17 protein-coding genes are annotated in these 20,286 nt (G+C 66.9%); 10 read left to right on the forward strand and 7 right to left on the reverse strand.

Going from position 1 to position 20,286, the window contains the following annotated elements:
- The first annotated feature begins 286 nt into the window (after positions 1–286).
- Positions 287–646: a hypothetical protein gene (locus ACFU5M_RS20530; RefSeq protein ID WP_379051451.1), complete on the forward strand. Its 360-nt coding sequence runs from the start codon at positions 287–289 to the stop codon at positions 644–646.
- 91 nt (positions 647–737) lie between these two features.
- Here the strand turns inward: ACFU5M_RS20530 and ACFU5M_RS20535 are convergent, their stop codons facing one another.
- Positions 738–1,172 carry a hypothetical protein gene (locus ACFU5M_RS20535; protein ID WP_379051452.1) on the reverse strand — a complete coding sequence of 145 codons (435 nt, stop codon included), beginning with the start codon at positions 1,170–1,172 and terminating at the stop codon, positions 738–740.
- 327 nt (positions 1,173–1,499) lie between these two features.
- Positions 1,500–3,110, reverse strand: coding sequence for a WXG100 family type VII secretion target (locus tag ACFU5M_RS20540; protein WP_379051455.1), 1,611 nt, complete (start codon positions 3,108–3,110; stop codon positions 1,500–1,502).
- Between the two features lie 302 nt (positions 3,111–3,412).
- On the opposite strand from ACFU5M_RS20540, the gene ACFU5M_RS20545 reads away from it, so the two are divergent.
- From ACFU5M_RS20545 to ACFU5M_RS20555, 3 genes are all read left to right on the forward strand, one after another.
- Positions 3,413–8,212 carry an FHA domain-containing protein gene (locus ACFU5M_RS20545; protein ID WP_379051457.1) on the forward strand — a complete coding sequence of 1,600 codons (4,800 nt, stop codon included), beginning with the start codon at positions 3,413–3,415 and terminating at the stop codon, positions 8,210–8,212.
- On the forward strand, positions 8,193–8,468 hold the full coding sequence (locus ACFU5M_RS20550) for a hypothetical protein (protein WP_379051459.1): 276 nt from the start codon (positions 8,193–8,195) through the stop codon (positions 8,466–8,468). Before ACFU5M_RS20545 ends, ACFU5M_RS20550 begins: the two co-directional genes overlap by 20 nt.
- Positions 8,469–8,727: 259 nt before the next feature.
- Entirely contained in the window at positions 8,728–9,951 is a 1,224-nt protein-coding gene (locus tag ACFU5M_RS20555; protein ID WP_379051461.1) for an FAD-dependent monooxygenase, read from the forward strand.
- A 72-nt stretch (positions 9,952–10,023) separates the two neighbouring features.
- Here the strand turns inward: ACFU5M_RS20555 and ACFU5M_RS20560 are convergent, their stop codons facing one another.
- The 3 genes from ACFU5M_RS20560 to ACFU5M_RS20570 all read right to left on the reverse strand — a co-directional run bounded on the left by ACFU5M_RS20560 (position 10,024) and on the right by ACFU5M_RS20570 (position 12,217).
- On the reverse strand, positions 10,024–11,172 hold the full coding sequence (locus ACFU5M_RS20560; protein WP_379051462.1) for a hypothetical protein: 1,149 nt from the start codon (positions 11,170–11,172) through the stop codon (positions 10,024–10,026).
- Positions 11,173–11,312: 140 nt separating this feature from the next.
- On the reverse strand, positions 11,313–11,609 hold the full coding sequence (locus tag ACFU5M_RS20565; protein ID WP_379051464.1) for a hypothetical protein: 297 nt from the start codon (positions 11,607–11,609) through the stop codon (positions 11,313–11,315).
- A gap of 251 nt (positions 11,610–11,860) precedes the next feature.
- Positions 11,861–12,217, reverse strand: a complete 357-nt coding sequence (locus tag ACFU5M_RS20570) for a Scr1 family TA system antitoxin-like transcriptional regulator (RefSeq protein ID WP_379051467.1) — start codon at positions 12,215–12,217, stop codon at positions 11,861–11,863.
- On the opposite strand from ACFU5M_RS20570, the gene ACFU5M_RS20575 reads away from it, so the two are divergent.
- From ACFU5M_RS20575 to ACFU5M_RS20585, 3 genes are all read left to right on the forward strand, one after another.
- Entirely contained in the window at positions 12,140–13,006 is an 867-nt protein-coding gene (locus ACFU5M_RS20575) for a hypothetical protein (RefSeq protein WP_379051543.1), read from the forward strand. The genes ACFU5M_RS20570 and ACFU5M_RS20575 overlap by 78 nt on opposite strands.
- Positions 13,007–13,229: 223 nt before the next feature.
- Complete coding sequence (locus ACFU5M_RS20580) at positions 13,230–13,430, forward strand: EndoU domain-containing protein (protein WP_379051539.1); 201 nt, start codon at positions 13,230–13,232, stop codon at positions 13,428–13,430.
- Between the two features lie 99 nt (positions 13,431–13,529).
- Positions 13,530–13,805, forward strand: a complete 276-nt coding sequence (locus tag ACFU5M_RS20585) for a hypothetical protein (protein WP_379051469.1) — start codon at positions 13,530–13,532, stop codon at positions 13,803–13,805.
- 741 nt (positions 13,806–14,546) lie between these two features.
- On the opposite strand, the gene ACFU5M_RS20590 is transcribed toward ACFU5M_RS20585, so the two are convergent.
- Entirely contained in the window at positions 14,547–15,485 is a 939-nt protein-coding gene (locus ACFU5M_RS20590) for a sigma-70 family RNA polymerase sigma factor (RefSeq protein ID WP_379051472.1), read from the reverse strand.
- 10 nt (positions 15,486–15,495) lie between these two features.
- Positions 15,496–16,686: an NAD(P)/FAD-dependent oxidoreductase gene (locus ACFU5M_RS20595; RefSeq protein WP_379051474.1), complete on the reverse strand. Its 1,191-nt coding sequence runs from the start codon at positions 16,684–16,686 to the stop codon at positions 15,496–15,498.
- 294 nt (positions 16,687–16,980) lie between these two features.
- Between ACFU5M_RS20595 and ACFU5M_RS20600 the strand changes: the two genes are divergently transcribed.
- The 3 genes from ACFU5M_RS20600 (at position 16,981) to ACFU5M_RS20610 (ending at position 20,244) form a co-directional block, all read left to right on the forward strand.
- Entirely contained in the window at positions 16,981–18,174 is a 1,194-nt protein-coding gene (locus ACFU5M_RS20600; protein WP_379051476.1) for an NAD(P)/FAD-dependent oxidoreductase, read from the forward strand.
- Positions 18,175–18,235: 61 nt separating this feature from the next.
- The gene (locus tag ACFU5M_RS20605) at positions 18,236–19,174 is read left to right on the forward strand and encodes an RNA polymerase sigma-70 factor (protein WP_379051478.1); all 939 of its coding nucleotides are present in this window, start codon (positions 18,236–18,238) and stop codon (positions 19,172–19,174) included.
- Between the two features lie 35 nt (positions 19,175–19,209).
- Positions 19,210–20,244 (forward strand): hypothetical protein, encoded by a 1,035-nt coding sequence (locus ACFU5M_RS20610; protein ID WP_379051481.1) that lies wholly within the window; start codon positions 19,210–19,212, stop codon positions 20,242–20,244.
- Positions 20,245–20,286: the final 42 nt, after the last annotated feature.

A 20,286-nucleotide genomic window follows, 5' to 3' on the forward strand; every position in this document is an offset into this window, starting at 1 on the left:
TTTTCGGGGCTACGCTGACCGGGGCCATACATCCGAGGTGATGTGGATGTTATGAGTGCTGCGAGGTCGAGCTGGTTCGGCCCGTCGGCGATGGCACTCGGATTCCGCTGTCCGGCCCACCTCGCCTCGACGCCGTCGCCTTGCCATCATGCGATCTCGTCCTGCGACTATCTCGTATCGGCTGACCTGCGGATTCGTACACGCCGAAACGCTCGGCGATGCCGATTGCCGCACGATCAACGCTCGCCAACCGTGACGTCGCTGCCGGACGGCATAGCCTGGCCGAATGAAGGAGATCGGTTCCAGGGCGCGAACTCTGCCCGCACCGCCTCGTGCGGTCTGGCAATCGCTGACCGAGCCTCGGCGTCCGGGCGCGCGGCCTTGGCTCAACCTGCTGCCGGACGAGATGGAACCGACGGTCTTGAACGCTGACGAGCCCGCCGTAGTGATGTGGTCCTCGTTGTGGCCGAGCAGGCCCGGCGATCAAGTGCGTTTCGACTTGGCGGCTGTCGACGGTGGATGCACATCGCTGCGGTTCACGCTGCTGGCGTACGGACAGCCTCCTGACGAGAGCAAGATCGGACACCTCCGCCGCCGCCTCAACCAACTGCTCTTCGCCGATCTCCGGTACTCCTTCGGTCAGTGATCGGCGATATCGCCGAGCGTGCGCTGATAAGAGGGCGCGGCCTCCCTCCGACCGGCCGCTGGTCAGTGCTGGGTAATGCAGCGGCATGTAATCAGCAGGCGTAAGCGCGGCCGACGGCCGGTTCGCGCTCAGCCTGCGGCACTTCGCGCAGGCAGCCGAGCGGGACGACGCCTTCGCTGCTCATCCGCACGCCCGTGCGGCGGTCCGGATTCACGCAGGTAAGCCCGGTTGTCGCGAGGCGGCAGAGGTACGCGCCGAAGGCCACGGTGCTGTCATAAGGCAACGTCGCGCCCTCGCCGTTGATGAAAAGTCCTGGGTCGCCTCGAAACTGGCCCACGGTCAGCCGCTGACCGGAGTAGGTCACATACCCGCCGAACCACTGGCCGTAGCCCTCACCCGGCGCGGGTGCCGGTTCCTTCAGCTCGACCATGCAGTCGAACCCGTCGAAATCGAACTCGACACCGGTGATGCAGCTGATCTTGTGGGTCGGGCTGACGAACGCGATGTCGTCCCGCAGGTCGGTCACCGGCCCGCCTTCGATCTGTGCCGAGTGGAAGCGAGCGAGATCGACCGGCGAACCGTGCCGAACCCACTCGATCCGATCCAGCAGATCCCCACCATTGTCCGGCGCGCCCGTCTGCGCCGGCCCCGTCCCGGTCTGCGACGACCCCGCCGCCGGCTGCGGCTTCCCCGCCGTGACCTGCGCGCATCCACCCAACAGCAGCACCAAGCCCACCGCAACCACCCAACGCATACTGCTCACAGTATCGCTGTGCCTCAACAGAATTCACCTCACGAGTTCGATCATCGGCAGCGCACCTGATTCTGCGCACGACTGGGCGGAGACGCAGCGTTACGGGGGTGTAGGGGAGTGCGCGGTGGTGACCAGCAGGCGGTGCAGCACCTGCGCGGGCGGCGCGGCTTGCGCGGCGTTCAGGATCACGTCGGTGAACGCCTCGGCCAGAGCGGTGGTGGGCTGGAACCGTCCGCGGTCGAAGCTGTGGCCGCTCAACTGCGATCGCCATTCCTGGAAGCCGGACACCGTCCGATTCAACGAGCCCTTGTCCTCTGGGCTCATTTGCGGCAGATACGCCGTCAGCAGCGCTCGCTGCGCGGCGGCGCGGGCGCGGAAGCCGCCTGCCCCGTCGAGCGCTCTACCGAGTTCCCGCACGATCGCCGAATACACCGGACGTCGTGCGCATCCCGGTGCGACCAGGCCCGCGTTGTCGGCTGCGGTCACGGTCTGCTCCAACTGCTTCGGGTCGGTGGCGACGCGTACCGCCAGCACGATACGGGCCGAATCCCATTCCAGCGCGGCCGTTTCGCCGTCCATCAGATCCTCGATTCCGATGGCGCGCAGGGCGATCTGCGGGTATCGCGGCAGCACGTCGTCCACAGCGGCGACGATCTCGGTCAATACCTCCCCCGCTACGTCCGGGATGTCGAAGCCGAAGGCGCGCACGCCGTGGCGATCGGCGAGTTCCCGGGTGAGGCGAGCAGCGATCGACTCGCCGGAGGCGTCCACCTTCCGCCCCGGTTTCTCGTCCTTCCGGTCCGGTCGTGCGGGAGGTCGGCCGGGCATGCGCGGCGGTGCACCGGGTGTACCCGCGTCCGGCGCGGACACTCTCGGCGGGCGACCTCCGGCGGCATTGGACCATGGCGTGCTCGGCGGCGCGGCGCCGGTTTGTTTCGCGGCGGATTGCGCGGCAGCGGCTCGCCGCGTTTCGGCGTCTGCCTTCGTCCACGGTGACGACGGCCGATTGCCCGGTGCGGGACGGGTGAGCGCGGCATCCGCCTGACGAGTCGGGTTCACGCTGGGGCCGGGTACGCCCGGCTGGTCGGTGCCGCTATGGTCGGCGCCGTTCGGATTGCTCTCGGCCTCGCCCGGCCGCTGACCCGAGGCGGGCCCGTCGTCGGGTACGCCCGGGGTTCGAGCGGTCGGAGCCGACGAGAGCGGTGACCGATCGGCCGGTGCGGCAGCGGCGGACGCCGGTTGTCTCGGCGCTGTCGCCGTGACGGCAGCAGTGGGCACGGGAGATCCCACCAACGGCTGTGCGGCGGTGGGTATGTCTGTTGCGCTGGGGTCGAGCCGATGGGTGGGACCGGCATCGACACTCACCGGAAGGGAGGCCGGATCGTTCCGGAATCCGGTGGCGACGTTGTGGATACGCTGCCCGACGGCCCGGTCCTGGTTCTCGAAGTTCTCCGCGAGGTGGCGCAGATCGGTGCCGGCCTGCTGGAGTGCCTCGACGAGGCTGTTCAAGTCGGTCATCGTGCGTTGATGTTCCGGAACGTAGGATTCGGCGAACGCGCGGCCGGCATCGTCTTTTCCCCAAGGTTCGCCTTCCCCCGCCAGGGCAGCGCGCAGCTTCCGCACGGTAGCCGCCACATCCGCCCCGATCAGGTCGAACCGCGGTGCGTGGTCGCGCAGCTTATCCGGGTCGACCGAGAACTCCTCGCCCACACCTTCTCCCTACCCGCTGCAATCCATTGTCGCGGCAACCGCCGGTCGCATTTCTCGCCTACGGTGCGACTGCCGCCGCACGAAGCGTTCGGATCGAGGCCTCCTTCGCGGGCGCCTTGCTGGATTCGGAAATGATCCCTGCTCCGGTAGTTGCATTCTCAACAGTTCCGCACCGCCTCGCGATTCCTGTCGGCCGGCACCTCTCATGATGGGACTTTTATCGCTGCTGGGAATAGTGGATGCGGCCCGATATGTCTAGATAGTCCCGCAGCGACTGTGAGGGTGCCGGGAGGCAAGCTGCGATGGATTCGAGCGGTTTGCTGGCCGAGGTGCCGTCGGCTGTGCGGGAATTGGTTCTCGGTCATTGGCCGGAGACCGACGTCGATGGCATGCGTCGTAATGGAGACGCGTACCTGGTGGCTTCCGGCGAATTGAACAACTCGGCCGACCGGTACGAGACCGAGGCGGCGGGCACCGAACAAGCCGTTGCGGGCGCCACGTCGACGGCGCTGGCCGAACGCCATCGTGTGGTCGTGAAGTCCATGCGTGATCAGGCGGCGGTGTGTCAGAGCCTGGGCAAGCAGTGCCACGACGTCGCCGATTCGGCTGTGCAGACGCAGCATCTCCTGATCGCGATGGGAATCGCGCTGGCGGCTCAATTGGCTTACGACGCGCTGCTGTTCTTCCAAGGTGGTGGCGCGAAAGCGCTGATCGACCGGATCGAGGCCGAGCAGGCGATGGCCGCCGCGGCTGCGCGTCTGGCCGTGGAGGTGGGCGAGCGGGCGGTCGCGGGCGCGGCACAACGAGCTGCGCTGCACACCGCTGTCCACGCGGCGAAGATCGGCCTTCTGACCAGTGCCGCGATCAGTGGGGGCGCACAGCTGTGGGATCTGAAGGACGGGGTGCGCGACAAGTTCGACACGGGCGCCTTCCTGGAAATGCTCCTCGGTGGTGTGGTCGGCGGCGTGGCGGGTGCGGAGGTCGGCCGCAGGCTCGCGCCGCGCGTGCTGGGCTTGACGCGCGGCAGAGCGGTCAGTACCTCCGGCCGGCTCGCCGCGCACATGGGCGGCACGATGTTGCTCGGCGGCGCGGGCGGTCTGGCGGGCGGCCTGGCCGGAGCGGTGCCCTCGGTGTTGATCCACCTGGACGAGATCCACAGCCTCGGTGATCTGTTCAAGATGGTTCGCGAATCCGCGATCACCGGCTTCGGCAGCGGGTTCGTCGGCGCGGCGGGTAGTGCGATCCGAGTCCACACCGCAGGCCGCAACGCGTCGCGTTCCGAGAGCGACGCACCTCGGCTCGGTCTACGCCACTGGGAATTCGCGTCACGCATCAATGAGCTGTTGAGCTCGGGTGAACCACCGCGGGTGGAAGTGATCGAGCGATTCAGCACCGAAGGCAACTCGGCGAGAGTAGTGGAGCGGCTCGTCTTCCACGACGGCACCGAGGTGATCCACAAGGTGGTCTCCGATCCGCAGCACGCGCACGCGGAATTCCTGAGCTCGCTGGTCGGCGACGCGGTGGGCGCGCGGGTGCCCGCGGTGCATGTCATCGGCGACCACGTCTACATGGAGGTCGTCCCCGGCACGGTGGCGGCGGAGACGTATCCGCGAAGGGCGTTCCCGCAGGAGGTCCTCAGCGGTCCTGCGGGAATGCGCCAGGGCGTCATGGACGTGCTGGTACGCATACCCGATCGCAATGGCGACAACTGGATGGTCGATCCGGACGGGAACGTGTGGGGAATAGACCACAGCCGCGCATTCGAGAACTTCGCCGACGCTCAGTATGTCGTCGGGCCCTTCGCGGAGAACTTCCTCCGCTATGGAGACAACTCCGAAATCCTCTGGAACGACCACGCTCTCACTCGCCCAGAGCTGCACGAGATCCGGCAGCGGGTCGAAGAGCTGAGCCCGGTCTTCCACGCCGCGGGCCATCGGGACTGGTACGACGGCATGCTCCAGCGGATGACGATGCTGGAGGAGCATGCCGCGGGTGGTGGTGACGCGGGGCGTGGGGTCCTGCCGGCGTTGTCACCGTCTTCCCCCGGCGCGGCGCCGGGAATCGTCCCTGGTGACGGCCGGGCGGTGTCCGTCACGCCACGACAGGACCGGCCGACCGGGACCGACGCGTATGGGCGCAACGGCAGGCCACCCACACCGCGCGGCGACGAGGTCAGCGGCTCGGCTGTCGCGCCACGAGGCCGCAGGGACCAGCCGCCGCCACTACCACGGAATGCCGATGGTCCGCTCGTGCGGCAGGAGGAGTTGACGCCGCGGGTTCCGGTCGATGAGGTGGCCTCGGACGGTCGGCGGCCGGTACGGGACGATTCGCGTGTTCCGGACGAGTCGAGGCCGCGTCCTCCGGGCGATGAGGCGGATCCGGCCGGACGGCAGGCGGCAGCGGATGAGGCTCCGGCGACGCATGAAGGGCCGACGCCCCGCGCCCGGACCGACGAACCGACGTATGACGGCCCACCGACACGACCGCAGCCGCGGGTCGAGCTACACGACCAACCAGCGATCCAGGACCGATACAGGCTCGCGGCGGATGCCCCTCCCGCCGGATTCACCCAGTTCTACCGCCATCCCGACGGTGGCTACGTCGACATGGTGCTGACCGGTCCGGACGACGCGCGCCTTCAGCTTCGCCTGATCCCAGGCCAGGAGTACGTGCTCGGTCGTGGTGACGGCGCGCTGTTGGAACACATGGCCGGCGACAGAGTTTCGCGTCGTCACGCGACGATGACCGTGGACGAGCAAGGCCATGTCCTGCTTCGAGACGACAACTCGACGAACGGCACCTTCGTCGACGGCAAACAGCTGACCGGCGATCGCTGGGTCCGGATCCACGACGGCCAAGACGTCATGTTCAGTCGCGACCTGGAACTCGGCGTCACGTTCCAGCGTCAGATGGCCGAAGTGCGACTGTTCGGCGACGACGGACCCGCTCTGAAGCTGCACCGCGGCCGGGAGATCGAGATCGGTCGTGCGATGGTGCACCCCGATGCGCCCGGGCGCGACAGTATCTCGCGACGCCACGCGATCGTCAGCATGGATGAGAACGGCCGGGTATGGATCCAGGACGTTGACTCCATAAACGGCACCCGAGTCAACGGCGTTCGGCTCGGCACGGGCGAGCGCCGGGTACTGGAGCCAGGGGACGACTTGCGCCTCGGCTGGTATGACAGCACGGCGCAATTCGTCCCGACGGATGCGACGATCGAGGTCGATCCGGTCCGCGTGCGAATCGGCAGTGGCGCGGACGCGACACCGGTGCGGCTCACGCCGGGAGAAACGGTCGTGATCGGCACCGACCAGAACTCGCCGTTCGCATCTCAGTTGCGCGGGGCCCCCAATGTCGGTGAACGACACGCGACTCTCGGCTTGGACTACGACGGTCGACTGTGGATCCGGGACCACCCGGGTTCCGAAGGGGTGTGGGTCAACGGGGACAGGATCGCTCCGAACCGAAGAGTGACCCTGACCGAAGGCGACAATCTGGGGATCGGTCCGGATTACGTTGGGACCGCCCATATGGGCGGCGAGGCGCCGACCCTGCATCCACCTGCCGAACTGCATTTCGACCCCTTCAAGCACAAGCTTCCGATACGCCTCGCGCCGGGCCAGGAGGTGTCCGTCGACACCAGTGCACTCAACGGTCATGCGATGGTGATCGGAAGGCCGGGCAGGGAAGTCGCCGTCGGGCGCGAACTCGACGGTCGTGTTTGGGTGCGCGACCCGGACGGAGACAGCTGGATAGGAACCAAGGTCAACGACGAGACCATCTTGGCGGGCGAGAAGCGGTACCTGAACACCGGAGACAAGGTGACTTTCGGCGAGGTGTCCACCAGACTCCAAGTCGGTGGGGAAGCGCCGTTGCAGTTGAGATTGTCCGACGACGAGAGTCTGCCTCCCCTCACGTTGCGGCGTGGCGAGGAGGTGCTGATCGGTCGTGACCTGGAGTCACCGATGGCGAGCCACCTCGCCGACAATCTGCAGGTGTCGCGCCGGCACGCCACCGTCTATCGCGACGAGTACGGAGACGTGTGGTTGCGCGACGAGAACTCCACCAGAGGGACCTGGGTCGATAACGTCAAGGTCGATCCCGACATGCCGGTGCGCCTGCGCCCAGGTGACCAAATTCGTCTCGGCGATTGGGTGGGCGCGGCGCGATTCGAGGACGGCTTCCAGGAGAGCGTTCCGCGCGCATTGCCGGTGAGGCTGAACAACGAGCACGGTGATGTGTCCCTCGACTTGGTGCGTGGTGGCGAGCCGCTGCTGCTCGGGCGGGACAGCGCGGAGCTACCCGACAGCCTGTCCCGCACCGATGAGATCTCCCGTCGGCACGCCAGTGTCGGCGTCTACCCCTCCGGGCGAGTCTGGATCCGCGACGAAGGATCGACGAACCACACCTACGTGAACGGAACGGAGATCAAGCCGGGGACGAAGGTCATGCTGCATCCGGGCGACAGCGTGCGGCTTGCTGATTCGTTCGAGTTCGTCGTCGCCTATCCGCCTCCCGACGGCGGCGCATTCGTGAACATCATCGATCGGACACCCGAGACCTTGCGGATGGTCCAGGATATCGCTCGCGTGCCCAGCCACGTTTACGCGCGGGTCAGCGAGCACATGAACGCGGTTCCCGGCGGCGGGATCGTCATCGGAAATCGCCCCATGCTCGAATTGCCCGGCACCGAGAGCCTGGCAGGCAGCACCCCGTACGGCCGCAAACCCGGTACCAGCTGGAACACCGTGCGAGGCGTATACCTGGGCGGCCCGCGGCGCATCGTGATCAACTCCGGCGGGCAGGGCGGAAGCCTCAACGTGGTGCTGCACGAGTTCGGGCATGCCGTGGATGCGGCGTACGGCACCGGTGGGAAATGGCTCAGCGATTCGCAGGGGTGGCGTGATCTGCACTCGGTGATGCTCCAGTCCATCGGCAAAAGCAAGCAGTGGAACAATTACTACGACGAACCCAGCGAAGCGTTCGGCGAGGCGTTCTCGGCGTGGCTGCACGGTCCGCAGCAGCTTCGCGATTTCGCTCTCGGCGACCAGCAACTCGCGAATCGGCTGAAGGATTATTTTGACGGCGTATTCCGATGACACCAGCCCGCCCATGCTCGCCGAGGACGGTGAGACGATTCTGGTCCGGTTGCGCGGCCGGACCGAGGACGGCGTCTACTACAGCGGCTTCGAGGAGTTCCATCCCGGCGACCCCGGTTACGACGAGATGCTTCCGGTTGCGAGAGAAAACCCGGTCACGGAGTCGGAGCCCCCGCAGCGCCCGGTGGACGAAGACACCTTGGCCCGCATCTTGCGGGAAGCGGGATTGGACGGGATGGACCTCGGCAGCGAGTAACCGTGCCCTCGGCGGCGGGCTTGCGGGTTCGGACACGCCGAAACTCTGATGGCGAGTTCAACTTTCGCGGGGCATGAACACGATCTCGGCCGCACCGATGAATTTCGGGTGGATCCTCCGTCGATACCGCTGGATACACCGATAGCGGTGGGCCTGTGCTGAGACTGTTTCAGCGCGGGCAGGAATACATGGAGGCAATGATGAGCGTCGACGACCCTGTGCAGCGGCAAATGATCCGGTCGGGTGAGCAGGTGGCGCGGTGAGCGGTGCCAGGGTGTTGGTGGCGGGGGCGAGCATCGCGGGGCCCGCGTTGGCGCACTGGCTGCGTCGGTGGGGGGCCGAGGTGACCGTGGTGGAGCGGGCCCCCGAGCTGCGTCCCGGCGGGCAGGCGGTGGACGCGCGCGGGGTGGCCAAAGAGGTCATCCGGCGGATGGGATTGGACGCGGCGGTTCGCGCGGCCCGCACCGAGACCGCCGGCGCGTACACCGTGGACGTGGACGGGAACGTGCTGGAGACCTACCGCGCCGACGATGACGGCGGCGACGGGTACATCTCGGAGATCGAGATCCTGCGCGGAGATTTGTCGCGGGTGCTCTACGACGACACCCGCGACGGTGTGAAGTACGTCTTCGGCGACCGGATCGCCGAGCTCACCCAGGACGCGGGCGGGGTCGACGTGGTCTTCGCGGGCGGCGACCGGCGGCGCTTCGATCTGGTGGTTGGTGCGGATGGGCTGCATTCGGCGCTGCGAGCGATGGTCTTCGGGCCGCGCGAGCGGTTCGTCCGCCATCTCGGTCTCGTGCTGGCTTTCTACAGTGTGCCCAACGAGTTCGGGCTGGACCGCTGGCTGATCGACTACCAGGAGTCCGGTCGCTCCGCCGGACTGCGGCCCATCCCCGACGCCGGCCGGGCGATGGCCATGTTCTCCTTCCCCGCGGCCGACCTCGAGGTCGACTATCGCGACGTCGCGGCCCAGAAGCGTCTGCTGCGTGAGCGGATGGCCGGCATGGGCTGGTTGGCCCCGCGCATCCTCGCGCATCTGGACGACACCCCGGACTTCTACCTCGACCAGGTCGCCCAGGTGGTGATGGACCGCTGGTCGAGCGGACGGGTGGGGTTGCTCGGGGACGCGGCGTTCAGCTCGTCGCCGATGTCCGGGGCGGGCACCGGGCTGGCCCTGGTCGGTGCCTACCTGCTGGCCGGAGAGCTGGCCGCCGCCGGGTGGGATCCGGAGGCCGGGTTCGCCGGCTACGAGCGGCGGATGCGCTCGTTCGTCGAGGCCAACCAGGAGATCGGCCGGTTGCATGTGCGCAGCCGCGACGTCCCCGGGCCGGACGCCGAACCAAGCCCCGATTTCGCCGGCGAATGGTTCACCGAACTGGTCGAGCGCGCGATCAACGGCGTCGAGCTGCCCGACTACACCGGGGTGCCGGACTCCGAGGCTTCTGCCGGGCCGCCGATCACCTCGTCGGCCAACCCGTAGGTGTCACATAACGTCGAGAGGGACGACGCTTCGGCAGGACACCGCCGGACCGCTGACCGAGCGATCGTGACGTTATCGACCCGCGGCGGTAGCGGTGTCGCCGTCCGACCGTTCCCAGCCGCCCGGACGGTAGACCCACCGTTCATCGCTACCGTCGCGGGCGACGTAGGTGGCACCGAACGGAAGGTCTGTGACCTCACCGCTGTAGTACGCCAGCCGGAGCATGTCGACGGCCAGCCAGTACGCATAGTGGGCGGCCGTCGATTCCCACTCCGCGCGCTCGAGTGACGTCATGAAATGCTCGTCGCGGCGAAGAGCGTCCCCGTGCGGGCAAGTCCAGTACAGCACCCGTTCCGGGCCGCTGTATCCGCGCGGTATCAGCTCACGCGCAGCGCCGCACACGGAACACGGTCCCACCGGGCGGGGCGCGAATCGGTCCATTATCCAATGCAAGTCGATGGTGCTGTGCTCGGTGTCGCGGGTGCCGGTGCTTCCGCCGGGGGTCAGGCAATCCGGGCACTGCGACTCTCTGAGGCCGTCCCCGGTATCCGGCCACCCGACAGGCCACCGCGCGCCGCAACGCATGCACCGGAACTGGCCGCGATATGGTGCGGTCACCGAGAACTGGGTGATGAAACCCGGCTTGTCGCGTAACGGCCCCAGATAACCCGGATACGTACCCAAATCTCTGTGCGGCCACACGCCAGCCAGTTCCTGCGGCCACACCAGCCTGATGGCCTCGCTCACAGCGCGCCGGTCCCAAACCGTGCCGGGCCGTGCCGGAAGCCCGGCCGCATTGAGGTGGTCGGCGAGGTCATCGAGATCTCCGGCGAAAGATGCGTTCCGCCGAGCGAGTTCCAACACACCGGCCTCGCCGTATCCGGCGCGAATCGCGGCGGGTATATCGGCCCACTGCAACGCGATTCGAATCCGGTGCTGGAGGTGGCGCTCCGACTCGGCGCGAATCCGCAGCGCCTCCTGCTGGTCCGCGCTACCTGGCCACTGGTCGACAGAGCGGTCGCCGTATACCCGGCGTGGCATCACCGCCAGCGCGCCCGCACCAGGCGGAACCAACTCCTCCTCGTGGTAGCGACCGTGGTCACGCCCCGCTCGTTTGTCGAACTCGGCGAACGCCGCCTTCGCCTCGGTAATCGACTGCTTGCTCAGCTTCTGCGCGTCCTCGGGCGGCCGGAACCGCCTCCCGCCGAACTCTTTCGACATTCGCCTCCCCTCCCGCAGCCGCCCACAGATCGTGCAACGGTACGGTACCGGCGCACATCCCTCGCCTCGATCCCGGTTCAGCGGGCAGCGATCCGTCGCCCACGCTGCATGCTCGCCCGAGATCGGACCAGTCCTACCCGTCAGTCGCCGACGAACAGGAGATATCCGTTGGCTCGGAGCGCGATCGACGCCGCCTGCCTCAGTAGGTCGACAGCCCGCCGCTCGACATCGGTCCGTACCTCGATCCCCTCGATCTGATCCAGGATCAAGCCGAGCTGGTACCGGTTGAACATGGTGTCGCCGTACCGGTAGATGCCTCGTACCAAACTGGTGTCGGGCTGCGCGGCGCACAGCCTGAACAGCGTTTCGTCCGCATCGTCACCGAAGCGGTGTATCTCGGCATGGTTGATGTCCTGCATGACGATGTCTAAAGCCACTGATCCCTATCATCTCCTGACGGCGTCAGAGCCGGTCGCTTCATGTATCCCGGCGACACCCGCTTCAGGAGAGCGAATCACCCGGATTCTGGAGCTGCGGGCACAGCATCGGCATGGTCTCTACCTGGGGGTTGTCCTCAATGTAGTTCAATCGAGTTCAACCAGTTTCGACGGAAGTTGTGGGCAGGATGTGGGCACGAAACCTCGGCTCTACCTGCGGATATGTGGGTACTGTGGTTCGTGCCGATGACCTACCGGGCTGCGTCTCGGCCCGTGCGCCGTTCGAGTGCGGCGGTGATCCGTGCTCGTGCGGCGTCTCCGTAGACGGCGTTGACCCGCAGCCCGTCCCATGCTTTCTCGTATAGCTGGAGTTCGCTCGGCGTGGCGATGCTGAGTTCGGCGCTGATCGTCTCCACGGTCGCGGCCCGGCCGTCCCACAGGTCGAACGATGTCGTGGAGTAGATGAACGGTGCGCCGAGCGGGACGACGCCGAACACGAGTCGCACGTTTCCGAAAGCCGCGCGGAGTAGGTGTCGCAGTTGCGCGGCCATCACGGCATCGTTCCCGAGCGTCGTCCACAAGGCCGCTTCGTGGACCAGCGCGTTCACCGCCCGCGACGCCTACAGCGCGGCAGCGGAAATCAATTTGAGAATGAGCGGCGGCTGAACTCAGTGGGCTCGATCTCCCCACAGTCCTATGAGAGCGCGGCCAAGGAATGCTACGACCTCTCGGAGAAATTCCAAACCGTCTACAACGCGATGCAACGCGTCCTTTTGGAAACCAGCGCGATGGCCGGTGGCTACCAGGCGGTCAAGACGTGGTCGAAAGCCTACGACGACCGCGCCGGCGCAGTGGTGCTGGTGGCGACCAGCTTCGCGCGGGCATTGCAGCACTTCGGGGACGTATGGACTGCGGCCGGCTACAACTGGAAGTGCGCGGAGTACAAAGCTAACCGCGACCCCAACAAGGGTGGCCCACCATCGTTGCCCAGTGGTTTCCCCTCGGAACTACCCTACGGCTCCGGCATCGTCAACGGTGTCGCGTCGTCGGGGACTTACAGTCGCGGACTCGAGACGGACTGGACCGAACTGCAGGACAAGGTCACTGCGCTTGTCTCTGGCGGCGAAGTCCCCGACGGGGACACCGACAAGCTGGCGCGCGCCGCAACCGCATGGAAGACCTTCGCCCAGTGCCGTCCTGCGCTATCGCGTGGCGGGGGCGATACAGCGGGTCGGTCGGCGCGCGGTGGTGGTCTCGGCTCACCGCGGCGGAGCTGGCCATCCACTGCTTGCATGCCATGGACGCCGCTGTTCTTCTGCCTTCGGAGGATGTCGGTGACTGGCAGCGGGCGCTGGTTGAGCGAGGACAGCCATCGGCCGGATTTGAGGTCCGGTTAGCCAAGCTCTGCTTACGTCGCCCTGAACTGGGCAAATGAAGCGCAGGTTTGTGCCCTCGGCGGGACACGCAAACATGGGCAACCGGAAAGCGCCTGGTCATCGCTGATTCCTATTCAATCTGACACTCACTGTCCGCCGGTACGGATAGGTTTCTGGTCCGATCTTCGATGTTCCTGCGGCGGGATTCGAACCTGCGACACCCGCTTTAGGAGACGACAAAATCATCGACCGAATAGTCGACGTCGCAAAGAATCCGGACCAGCCGCCAGTCCTCCAGGACAACGGCAACTGGAAAGTCAACGGCACCCGCAACGGCGTCCAAATCGAAGTCATCGTCGCTCCCGACGGCTCAGTCGTGACCGGCTACCCCATCGGAGGCGAGGGTGTAGTCAGGAACGACACGAATGGCGATCCGATCAAATAGGCTAGGAGAGCGATGAATCCGGACAGGGCGGCACGAGAAGCGCGAAAGCGTCAGCGAGACCCGCAAGCTATCGAAGCTCGTAACCGTCGGCTCAACAAGATGAGCAAGGACTCGCGAGACCTTCTCGAAAGCGTCGCCGACCGCCTGCCTTCTGATCTGGTCGAAAGCTACCGGACCTATAGCGACGTGGGTGAGTGGGTGATGCTCGTCGACGTGCTGTGCGCCAGTCTCATCAAGCGCCGGATCCCGGTCACCGCAGCGGAACGCGATGCCGTGGCGAACGTGCTCGGCCAGTTCAATCTCCCAGTGGAGGGGTACCGCTATCTCAACGACCCCCAAGGCGTGCTGTCTGAGCTCAGCGTGGTCACCGCGTAGATCCTCATGATCCGATCGGGGCGGACGGTGGAGTCGTGCTCGGCGGCGGTGAAGTCCGACCTATATCTTTGGTAGTGGTTTCTTGGTCGGGGTAGCTGCCGGTACCGTGCCGCAGCAGGCAGGGTAGTTCGACTCCGGTGGGGCTCGAGGGTCAAGGGTAGGTGTGGTAGCACATCACCCCGGCTGGATGCTACGCCCGTCGTGTGCCTACGGATTTCGCTACTGCGTACCCGATCGGGTGCCGCGGTCAGCGATGCGGTCAGGAAGACTGGCCTGCCCCTTGTGGTTCGGTCCCGGGCTGATCAATGGGTCCCGTCAGGGGCCCTCGGCAGGTGCCCGTCGTCGGCCACGCCGATGATTGCGTTGTTCTCCGTTCGGAAGTCGAGAAGGGTACCGGTGTAGTGGTCTTGTTGATGAATCCGATTGTCGCGGTGTTAGGTTTAGTGGAAGTCACAGGTACCGGTACTCGGCGGGGCGCGCAAAACATGGGCAACTGAGAAAGGCCTGGTCATCGTGGGTACGTATCCCGTCTGAGGGATCGTGATGTCCTGCGGAAGTAGGGCAATCTGCCCCGAACTCGGTGGTGTCCCGGGCGGGGCACATCGAACATGGGAATGTCCTCTAGGACGAGGGCTTGACCGTTTGTTCGCGTCGAACTGCCATTTGCGGGAGATATCGGCCCGACGGCGATCGTGGCATCTGCGTGCACAACAGCCCCGAGACTTCGACTGTCATGCCGACTTACCACGCTTCGATCAGCGGGGAATTGTGCCCCTGCCGCTGCCATTGCTCAGTGAGGCGACCGAGCCGGGCCGGCGCGGCGATGCCGCGCACGCCTGCGATCTTGCCGCCACGGATCTCGAGGATCGAAACACCCACGACGCGGTCGTCGAGCGTGAAGAGTATGGCTGGGCTGCCGTTGACCACGGCGGCATGGATCGAGGGCGAGCCACCAGCGAGATTGCGCTTGGCCGGGGACGGTTTGAAGCCGGTTTGTACAGCGGCGGCGAGCCGTTCGGGGGTCGTGTACCGGATCAGCGTCTTGGCCAGCCCCAGCGCGCCGTCGGAGACGCCGGTCGCGTCGTCGGTCAGCAGCGCTACCAGTTGTTCGGTCCGGCCCGAGGAGGCGGCGGCGACGAACGCCTCGACAATTCGTCGCGCGGCGGCGTGGTCGATGTCGGTTCCGTTGCTGGCGGCAGTGATTCGACGCCGGGCTCGGTGGGTGTGTTGCTGACTGCCGGATTCGGTGATGCCGAGAATTTCGGCTATCTCGGCGTGGCTGTACGAAAAGGCCTCGCGCAGAACGTAAACGGCCCGTTCGATCGGCGACAGCCGCTCCATGAGCGTCAGCACCGCCAGGGTCACCGATTCGCGCTGCTCGACGGTGTCGGCTGGGCCCAGCATCGGGTCGCCGTCGAGCAGCGGTTCGGGCATCCAGGCGCCGACCGCGCGTTCGCGCCGCACCTTCGCCGAACGGAGCCGGTCGAGCGCCAGGTTGGTGACGATCTTTGTCAGCCATGCCTCGGGCACCTCGACGTACTCGCGGTCGGCGGCCTGCCACCGCAGGAACGCGTCCTGCACCGTGTCCTCGGCGTCGGCGGCCGAGCCGAGCAGACGGTAGGCGAGCGAGGCCAGCCGATTCCGGCTGGCCTCGAAACGCGCCACGGTGGCGGTGTCCATGAGCACGACCCTATGCGGTGACCACGTCGGGCGAGTGCTCTCGGGCGGTGGCCAAGCGGTACCTGTGACTCGGCTTTCCGACGGTCGGGTGGCTCACGATCCAGGCGGCAGTGGCGAGGATTGCCGATTTGACGCGCGCGGCCGTCCGGCCAACCAGGGCCCCCGACTTCGATCGCGCATCACCGTCGACCAGTTGGAAGATCCCGTCCTTCCGGCCGAGGCTGATGTGGTTGCCGATATACGTCAGCTCGGTCGGCGAGACCTTGCGCCCGGTCCGGTCCCCGATGATCGCGGCGATCGCCTGTTTGCTGGTGGGTCCCGCGGAAGCGCAGGACATCGGCAATGGCCGACCATTCGCGCCGATGACGAAGGCGCTGTCACCGGCAACGTAGATATCCGGGTGCGAGACCGACCGCATCTGACGGTCGACCGTGATCTGGCCGTTCGCTATCACTTCGATGCCGCTGGCCGCGGCTATCGGGTGGCAGGCGAAGCCGGCGGCCCACACGGTGGCGTCGGAGGCGAAAGCGGTGCCGTCGGCGGCGACCGCCGCCGACGCCTCGACGCGCGCGATGGTGGAGTGCTCGTGGACCGTGATACCGAACCGGTCGAAGGCACGCAGCAGGTGGCGGCGGGCCTTCGGGCCCAGCCAGCCGCCCAGTTCGCCCCTGGTGGCGAGGCTGACCCGAAGTCCCGGACGGGATTCGGCGATCTCGGTGGCGGCCTCGATCGCGGTCAGGTTGCCGCCGACCACCAGCACCTTCCCGTGCTCGCCCAGCTCGTCCAGGCGTGCGCGCAGGCGCAGCGCGGCCGGCCGCGCTGCCACGTGGAAGGCGTGCTCGTCGACGCCCGGAACGCCGTGGTCGGCGGCGGTGCTGCCGAGCGCATAGAGGAGGGTGTCGTATTCGAGCCGGTCGATGCCCTCGCCGTCGGCGACTGTGACCGTCCGGTGCTCGGCGTCGACGCTTGTTACCCGCGCCAGCCGTAGCCGAATGCTGGTGCCCGCGAACACCTCCGCCAGCGGCCGGTGGCGCAGATCCTGCCCGGCGGCGATCTGATGATTGCGCAGCCGCTCGACGAAATCGGGTTCGGCGTTGACGACGGTGATCTCGAAGTCGTCGGAATGCAGTTGGCGGGCCAGATATCCGGCGGAGAAGGCTCCGGCGTATCCGGCCCCGAGGACGACGATGCGGTGCTTCATGATTCGCTCCTGTCTGGTTCGCGTGCTGCTTGAACGAGACAGCCCCCGATTTCCTGACAGCATCCTTCAGTGACACGGATCACTCTCTGGGCGATTCTCCGGGCGGCGGGAATCAGACGCCGACATTGGGTGCTGGTCGCTCCCTCCCCGCCAAGGAGTCCTGGACGCCGGTCGGGACGGGTGTGCCGACTTATGCGGACGGGACCACGGCCGAAGTGATCTGCCTCACAGACTGTCAGGAATCCAGTCGGTCCGGTGTCTGGTATTCGACCCGCTCGGAACGAAGGAGACACCATGGACAAGAACATCGATGTGGTCGTGATCGGCGGCGGATACGCCGGAGTGATGGCGGCCAATCGCTTGACGCAGCGCGACGGCGTGACGGTGACGGTGATCAATCCGCGGCCGGTCTTCGTCCCGCGGCTACGCCTGCACCAACTGGTGGGCGGCACTCACGACGCGGTCGTCGACTACACCGAAATCCTGGCCGACGGTGTCCGGCTGGTTGTCGACAGCGTGACGCGGATCAACGCGACGGAGCGCAGCGTGACCCTGGCCCAGGGCGGCACGATCGGCTACGACTACCTGATCTACGCGGTCGGCAGCGGCAATGCCGGGCCGCGAGTGCCGGGTGCGGCCGAGTTCGCGTACCCGATCGCGACTCTGGAGGCGGCGCAGCGGCTGCGGTCGGTGCTCTTCGATACGCCCATGACGGCGGCGGTGACGGTGATCGGGGGCGGACCGACCGGGATCGAGACCGCTGCGGAGCTGGCCGAGCAGGGCCGCAGCGTCACCCTGGTCTGTGGCGGGGTGCTCGGTCCGTACCTGCACCCGAAGGCTCGCCGCACGGCCCGCAAGTACTTCGCCGAGCTGGGGGTGAACGTCATCGAAGGCCCCGATGCGGCGGTCACCGCGGTGACACGGGAGGCCGTGGAACTCGGCGACGGCCGGACGCTGGCGAGTGAAGTCACGATCTGGACGGCCGGTTTCGGGGTGCCCGACCTGGCCGGCCGCAGCGGATTGCGCACCGATGTCGCCGGGCGACTGCTCACTGACGAGACGCTGACCAGCGTCGACGATGAGCGCATTGTCGCGGCGGGCGACTCGTCGGCACCGTCTGCCTTGCCGTTCCGGATGAGCGCCTATACCGCGTACTGCCTGGGAGCGCACGCCGCCGACACACTGCTGCACCGGATCGCGGGTGAACAGGCCTCGCCGATCGATCTGTCGTTCCCCGCCATGTGCCTCAGCTTCGGACGCGATGCTGGGATCTACCAGCTCGGCCACAAGGACGACACCGCGATGCGGCTGTACTTCAGCGGCTTCGCAGGCAGGAAGCTCAAGGAATTCGCCTGCTCGGCAGGCATCAAGCACCTGGCGACCGAAGCGCACAAGCCCGGCTCACACCGCTGGTTCAAGGACGGTAAGCACCGGCCGATGCTGCTGCAGGCCCAGCGCGACAACGCAGCGGCGCCGATCGCTCAGTGACACCGAAATCACCGATCGCCGTCTGGTTGCCGGGGCCCGACAACCGACCTGGGAGAACTCCATGAACACCAAATACGAACCAGAGGGGCGGCGGACGGGCCGCAGTGGCGACCACGCCACTGTCGAGGCGACCGAAGCGTTTCTCGCGCACCGCAAACTGCTGTTCACCGTCGCCTACGAGATGCTCGGTTCGGTGGCCGACACCGACGACGTCCTGCAGGAAACGTGGCTGCGCTGGGTCGGCATCGATGCGGCGCACGTCGACGATCCACGCGCCTACCTGATTCGGATCACCACCCGGCAGGCTCTCAACCGGCTGCGCTCGATGAAACGTCGCCGGGAATCCTACGTGGGCTCGTGGCTGCCGGAACCGCTGCTCACCACGCCGGATGTGGCCGCCGATGTCGAACTCTCCGAAAGCGTGTCGATGGCGCTGATGCTCGTCCTCGAGACGCTGACCCCGACCGAACGAGCGGTCTTCGTGCTGCGTGAGGCATTCGGGATCGGCTACGACGAGATCGCGGCGGCGGTCGACAGGACCCCCGCCGCCGTGCACCAGATCGCCCACCGCGCCCGCCGCCACGTCGAGGCGCGCCGCCCGCGCCGCACTGTGTCCGCGCGACAGGCCGACGTGGCTCTCGCGGCCTTCCAGCAGGCTCTAGAAACCCGGGATCTGCAGGGTCTAATCGACGTGCTCGCCTCCGATGTGGTGGCGATCAGCGACGGCGGCGGCATCAAACAGGCCACGCCCCGGCCGGTTATCGGCGCCGACAAGGTGGCCCGCTTCATCGTCGGCGGCCTCACCAAACGAGGTGTCACGCTCACTATCGAGCCGACCGCGGTCAACGGCGGCCCGGCCCTGGCTCTGCACGTCGACGGGGAACTCGACGGTGTCATCGCGCTGCGGGTCGAGGACGCCTTCATCACCGGCCTCTACTACGTCCGCAACCCGCAGAAGCTGACCCACATCGACACCGAGACCCCGCTCACCCTGCGATGAGCACCGATCGCGGCCCCATCTTTCGAGGAGTAGATATGAACACCCCGGCGCCCTCCGCCACCGCCGTACCTGCGTCCCGATGGGCACTGGTGGCGGGAACCGTCTTCGTGCTCACCGCGATCGTCGGCGTCCTGCTCGTCGCCTTCGCCTGGCCATCGGCGCGCTCGTCGGTTCACGATGTGCCGATCGCCGTCGCCGGGCCGCCCACCGCCGTCACGCAGATCCGCACCGCACTGGAACAACGGCTGCCGGGCGGTTTCGAGATCACCACGGTCCACGACACAGCGGCTGCTGAACAACTCATCAGCGACCGGCAGGTATATGGGGCGATCGACCTCAGTTCCGGCACGCCACAGGTCATCGTTGCTTCCGCCGCGAGCACCTCGGTCGCCCAGACGCTGCAGGCCATGGCGACCGGCCTCAGCCAGGCGGGCGGGACCAGCACCCCGATCGCTGTCCGCGATCTCGCCGCCCTGCCCGCCGACGATCCACGCGGCGCCGGGCTAGCAGCGGGTGCGCTGCCACTTGTCATGGGCGGTCTACTGGCCGCCGTGCTGCTGACCAGACTCGTGCACGGCACCATCCGGCGGGTCACCGGCGCACTCTCCTTCGCGGTTACCGGTGGCATGGCGGTGGCGGCGATTCTGCAGTACTGGCTCGGCTCACTGAGCGGGTCCTACCCGGCCAATGCCGGTGCCATCGGCCTGGCCATCGCGGCCACCTCGCTGACCGTTCTCGGGCTGGAATCACTGCTCGGATACGCCGGAATCGGGATCGGCGCGGTGGTCATGATGCTCGTCGGCAACCCCCTCTCGGGGACGGCGACCGCACCCGAGATGCTGCCCGGATGGTCGGGTGCGTTCGGCCAATTGCTGCCGCCCGGGGCCGGTGGCCGGTTGCTGCGGTCGACCGCCTTCTTCGACGGCCGCGGCGCCACCCACGCCGTGATCGTGCTGGCGGCTTGGGTCGCTCTCGGTGCAGTGCTGTGTCTGGTCGGCACCCTGCGCTCTGCCGGTGGAGGTCACGACTCGAATGCCGGGGTTGATCGGCAACCGGTGATGAATCGCTGACGGATCATGGAGCGACGGCACATCGGGCGGTGGCGGTCGCTC

The sequence above is a fragment of the Nocardia sp. NPDC057455 genome, assembly GCF_042802775.1.
In the GTDB taxonomy this organism is placed as follows: Bacteria; Actinomycetota; Actinomycetes; order Mycobacteriales; family Mycobacteriaceae; genus Nocardia.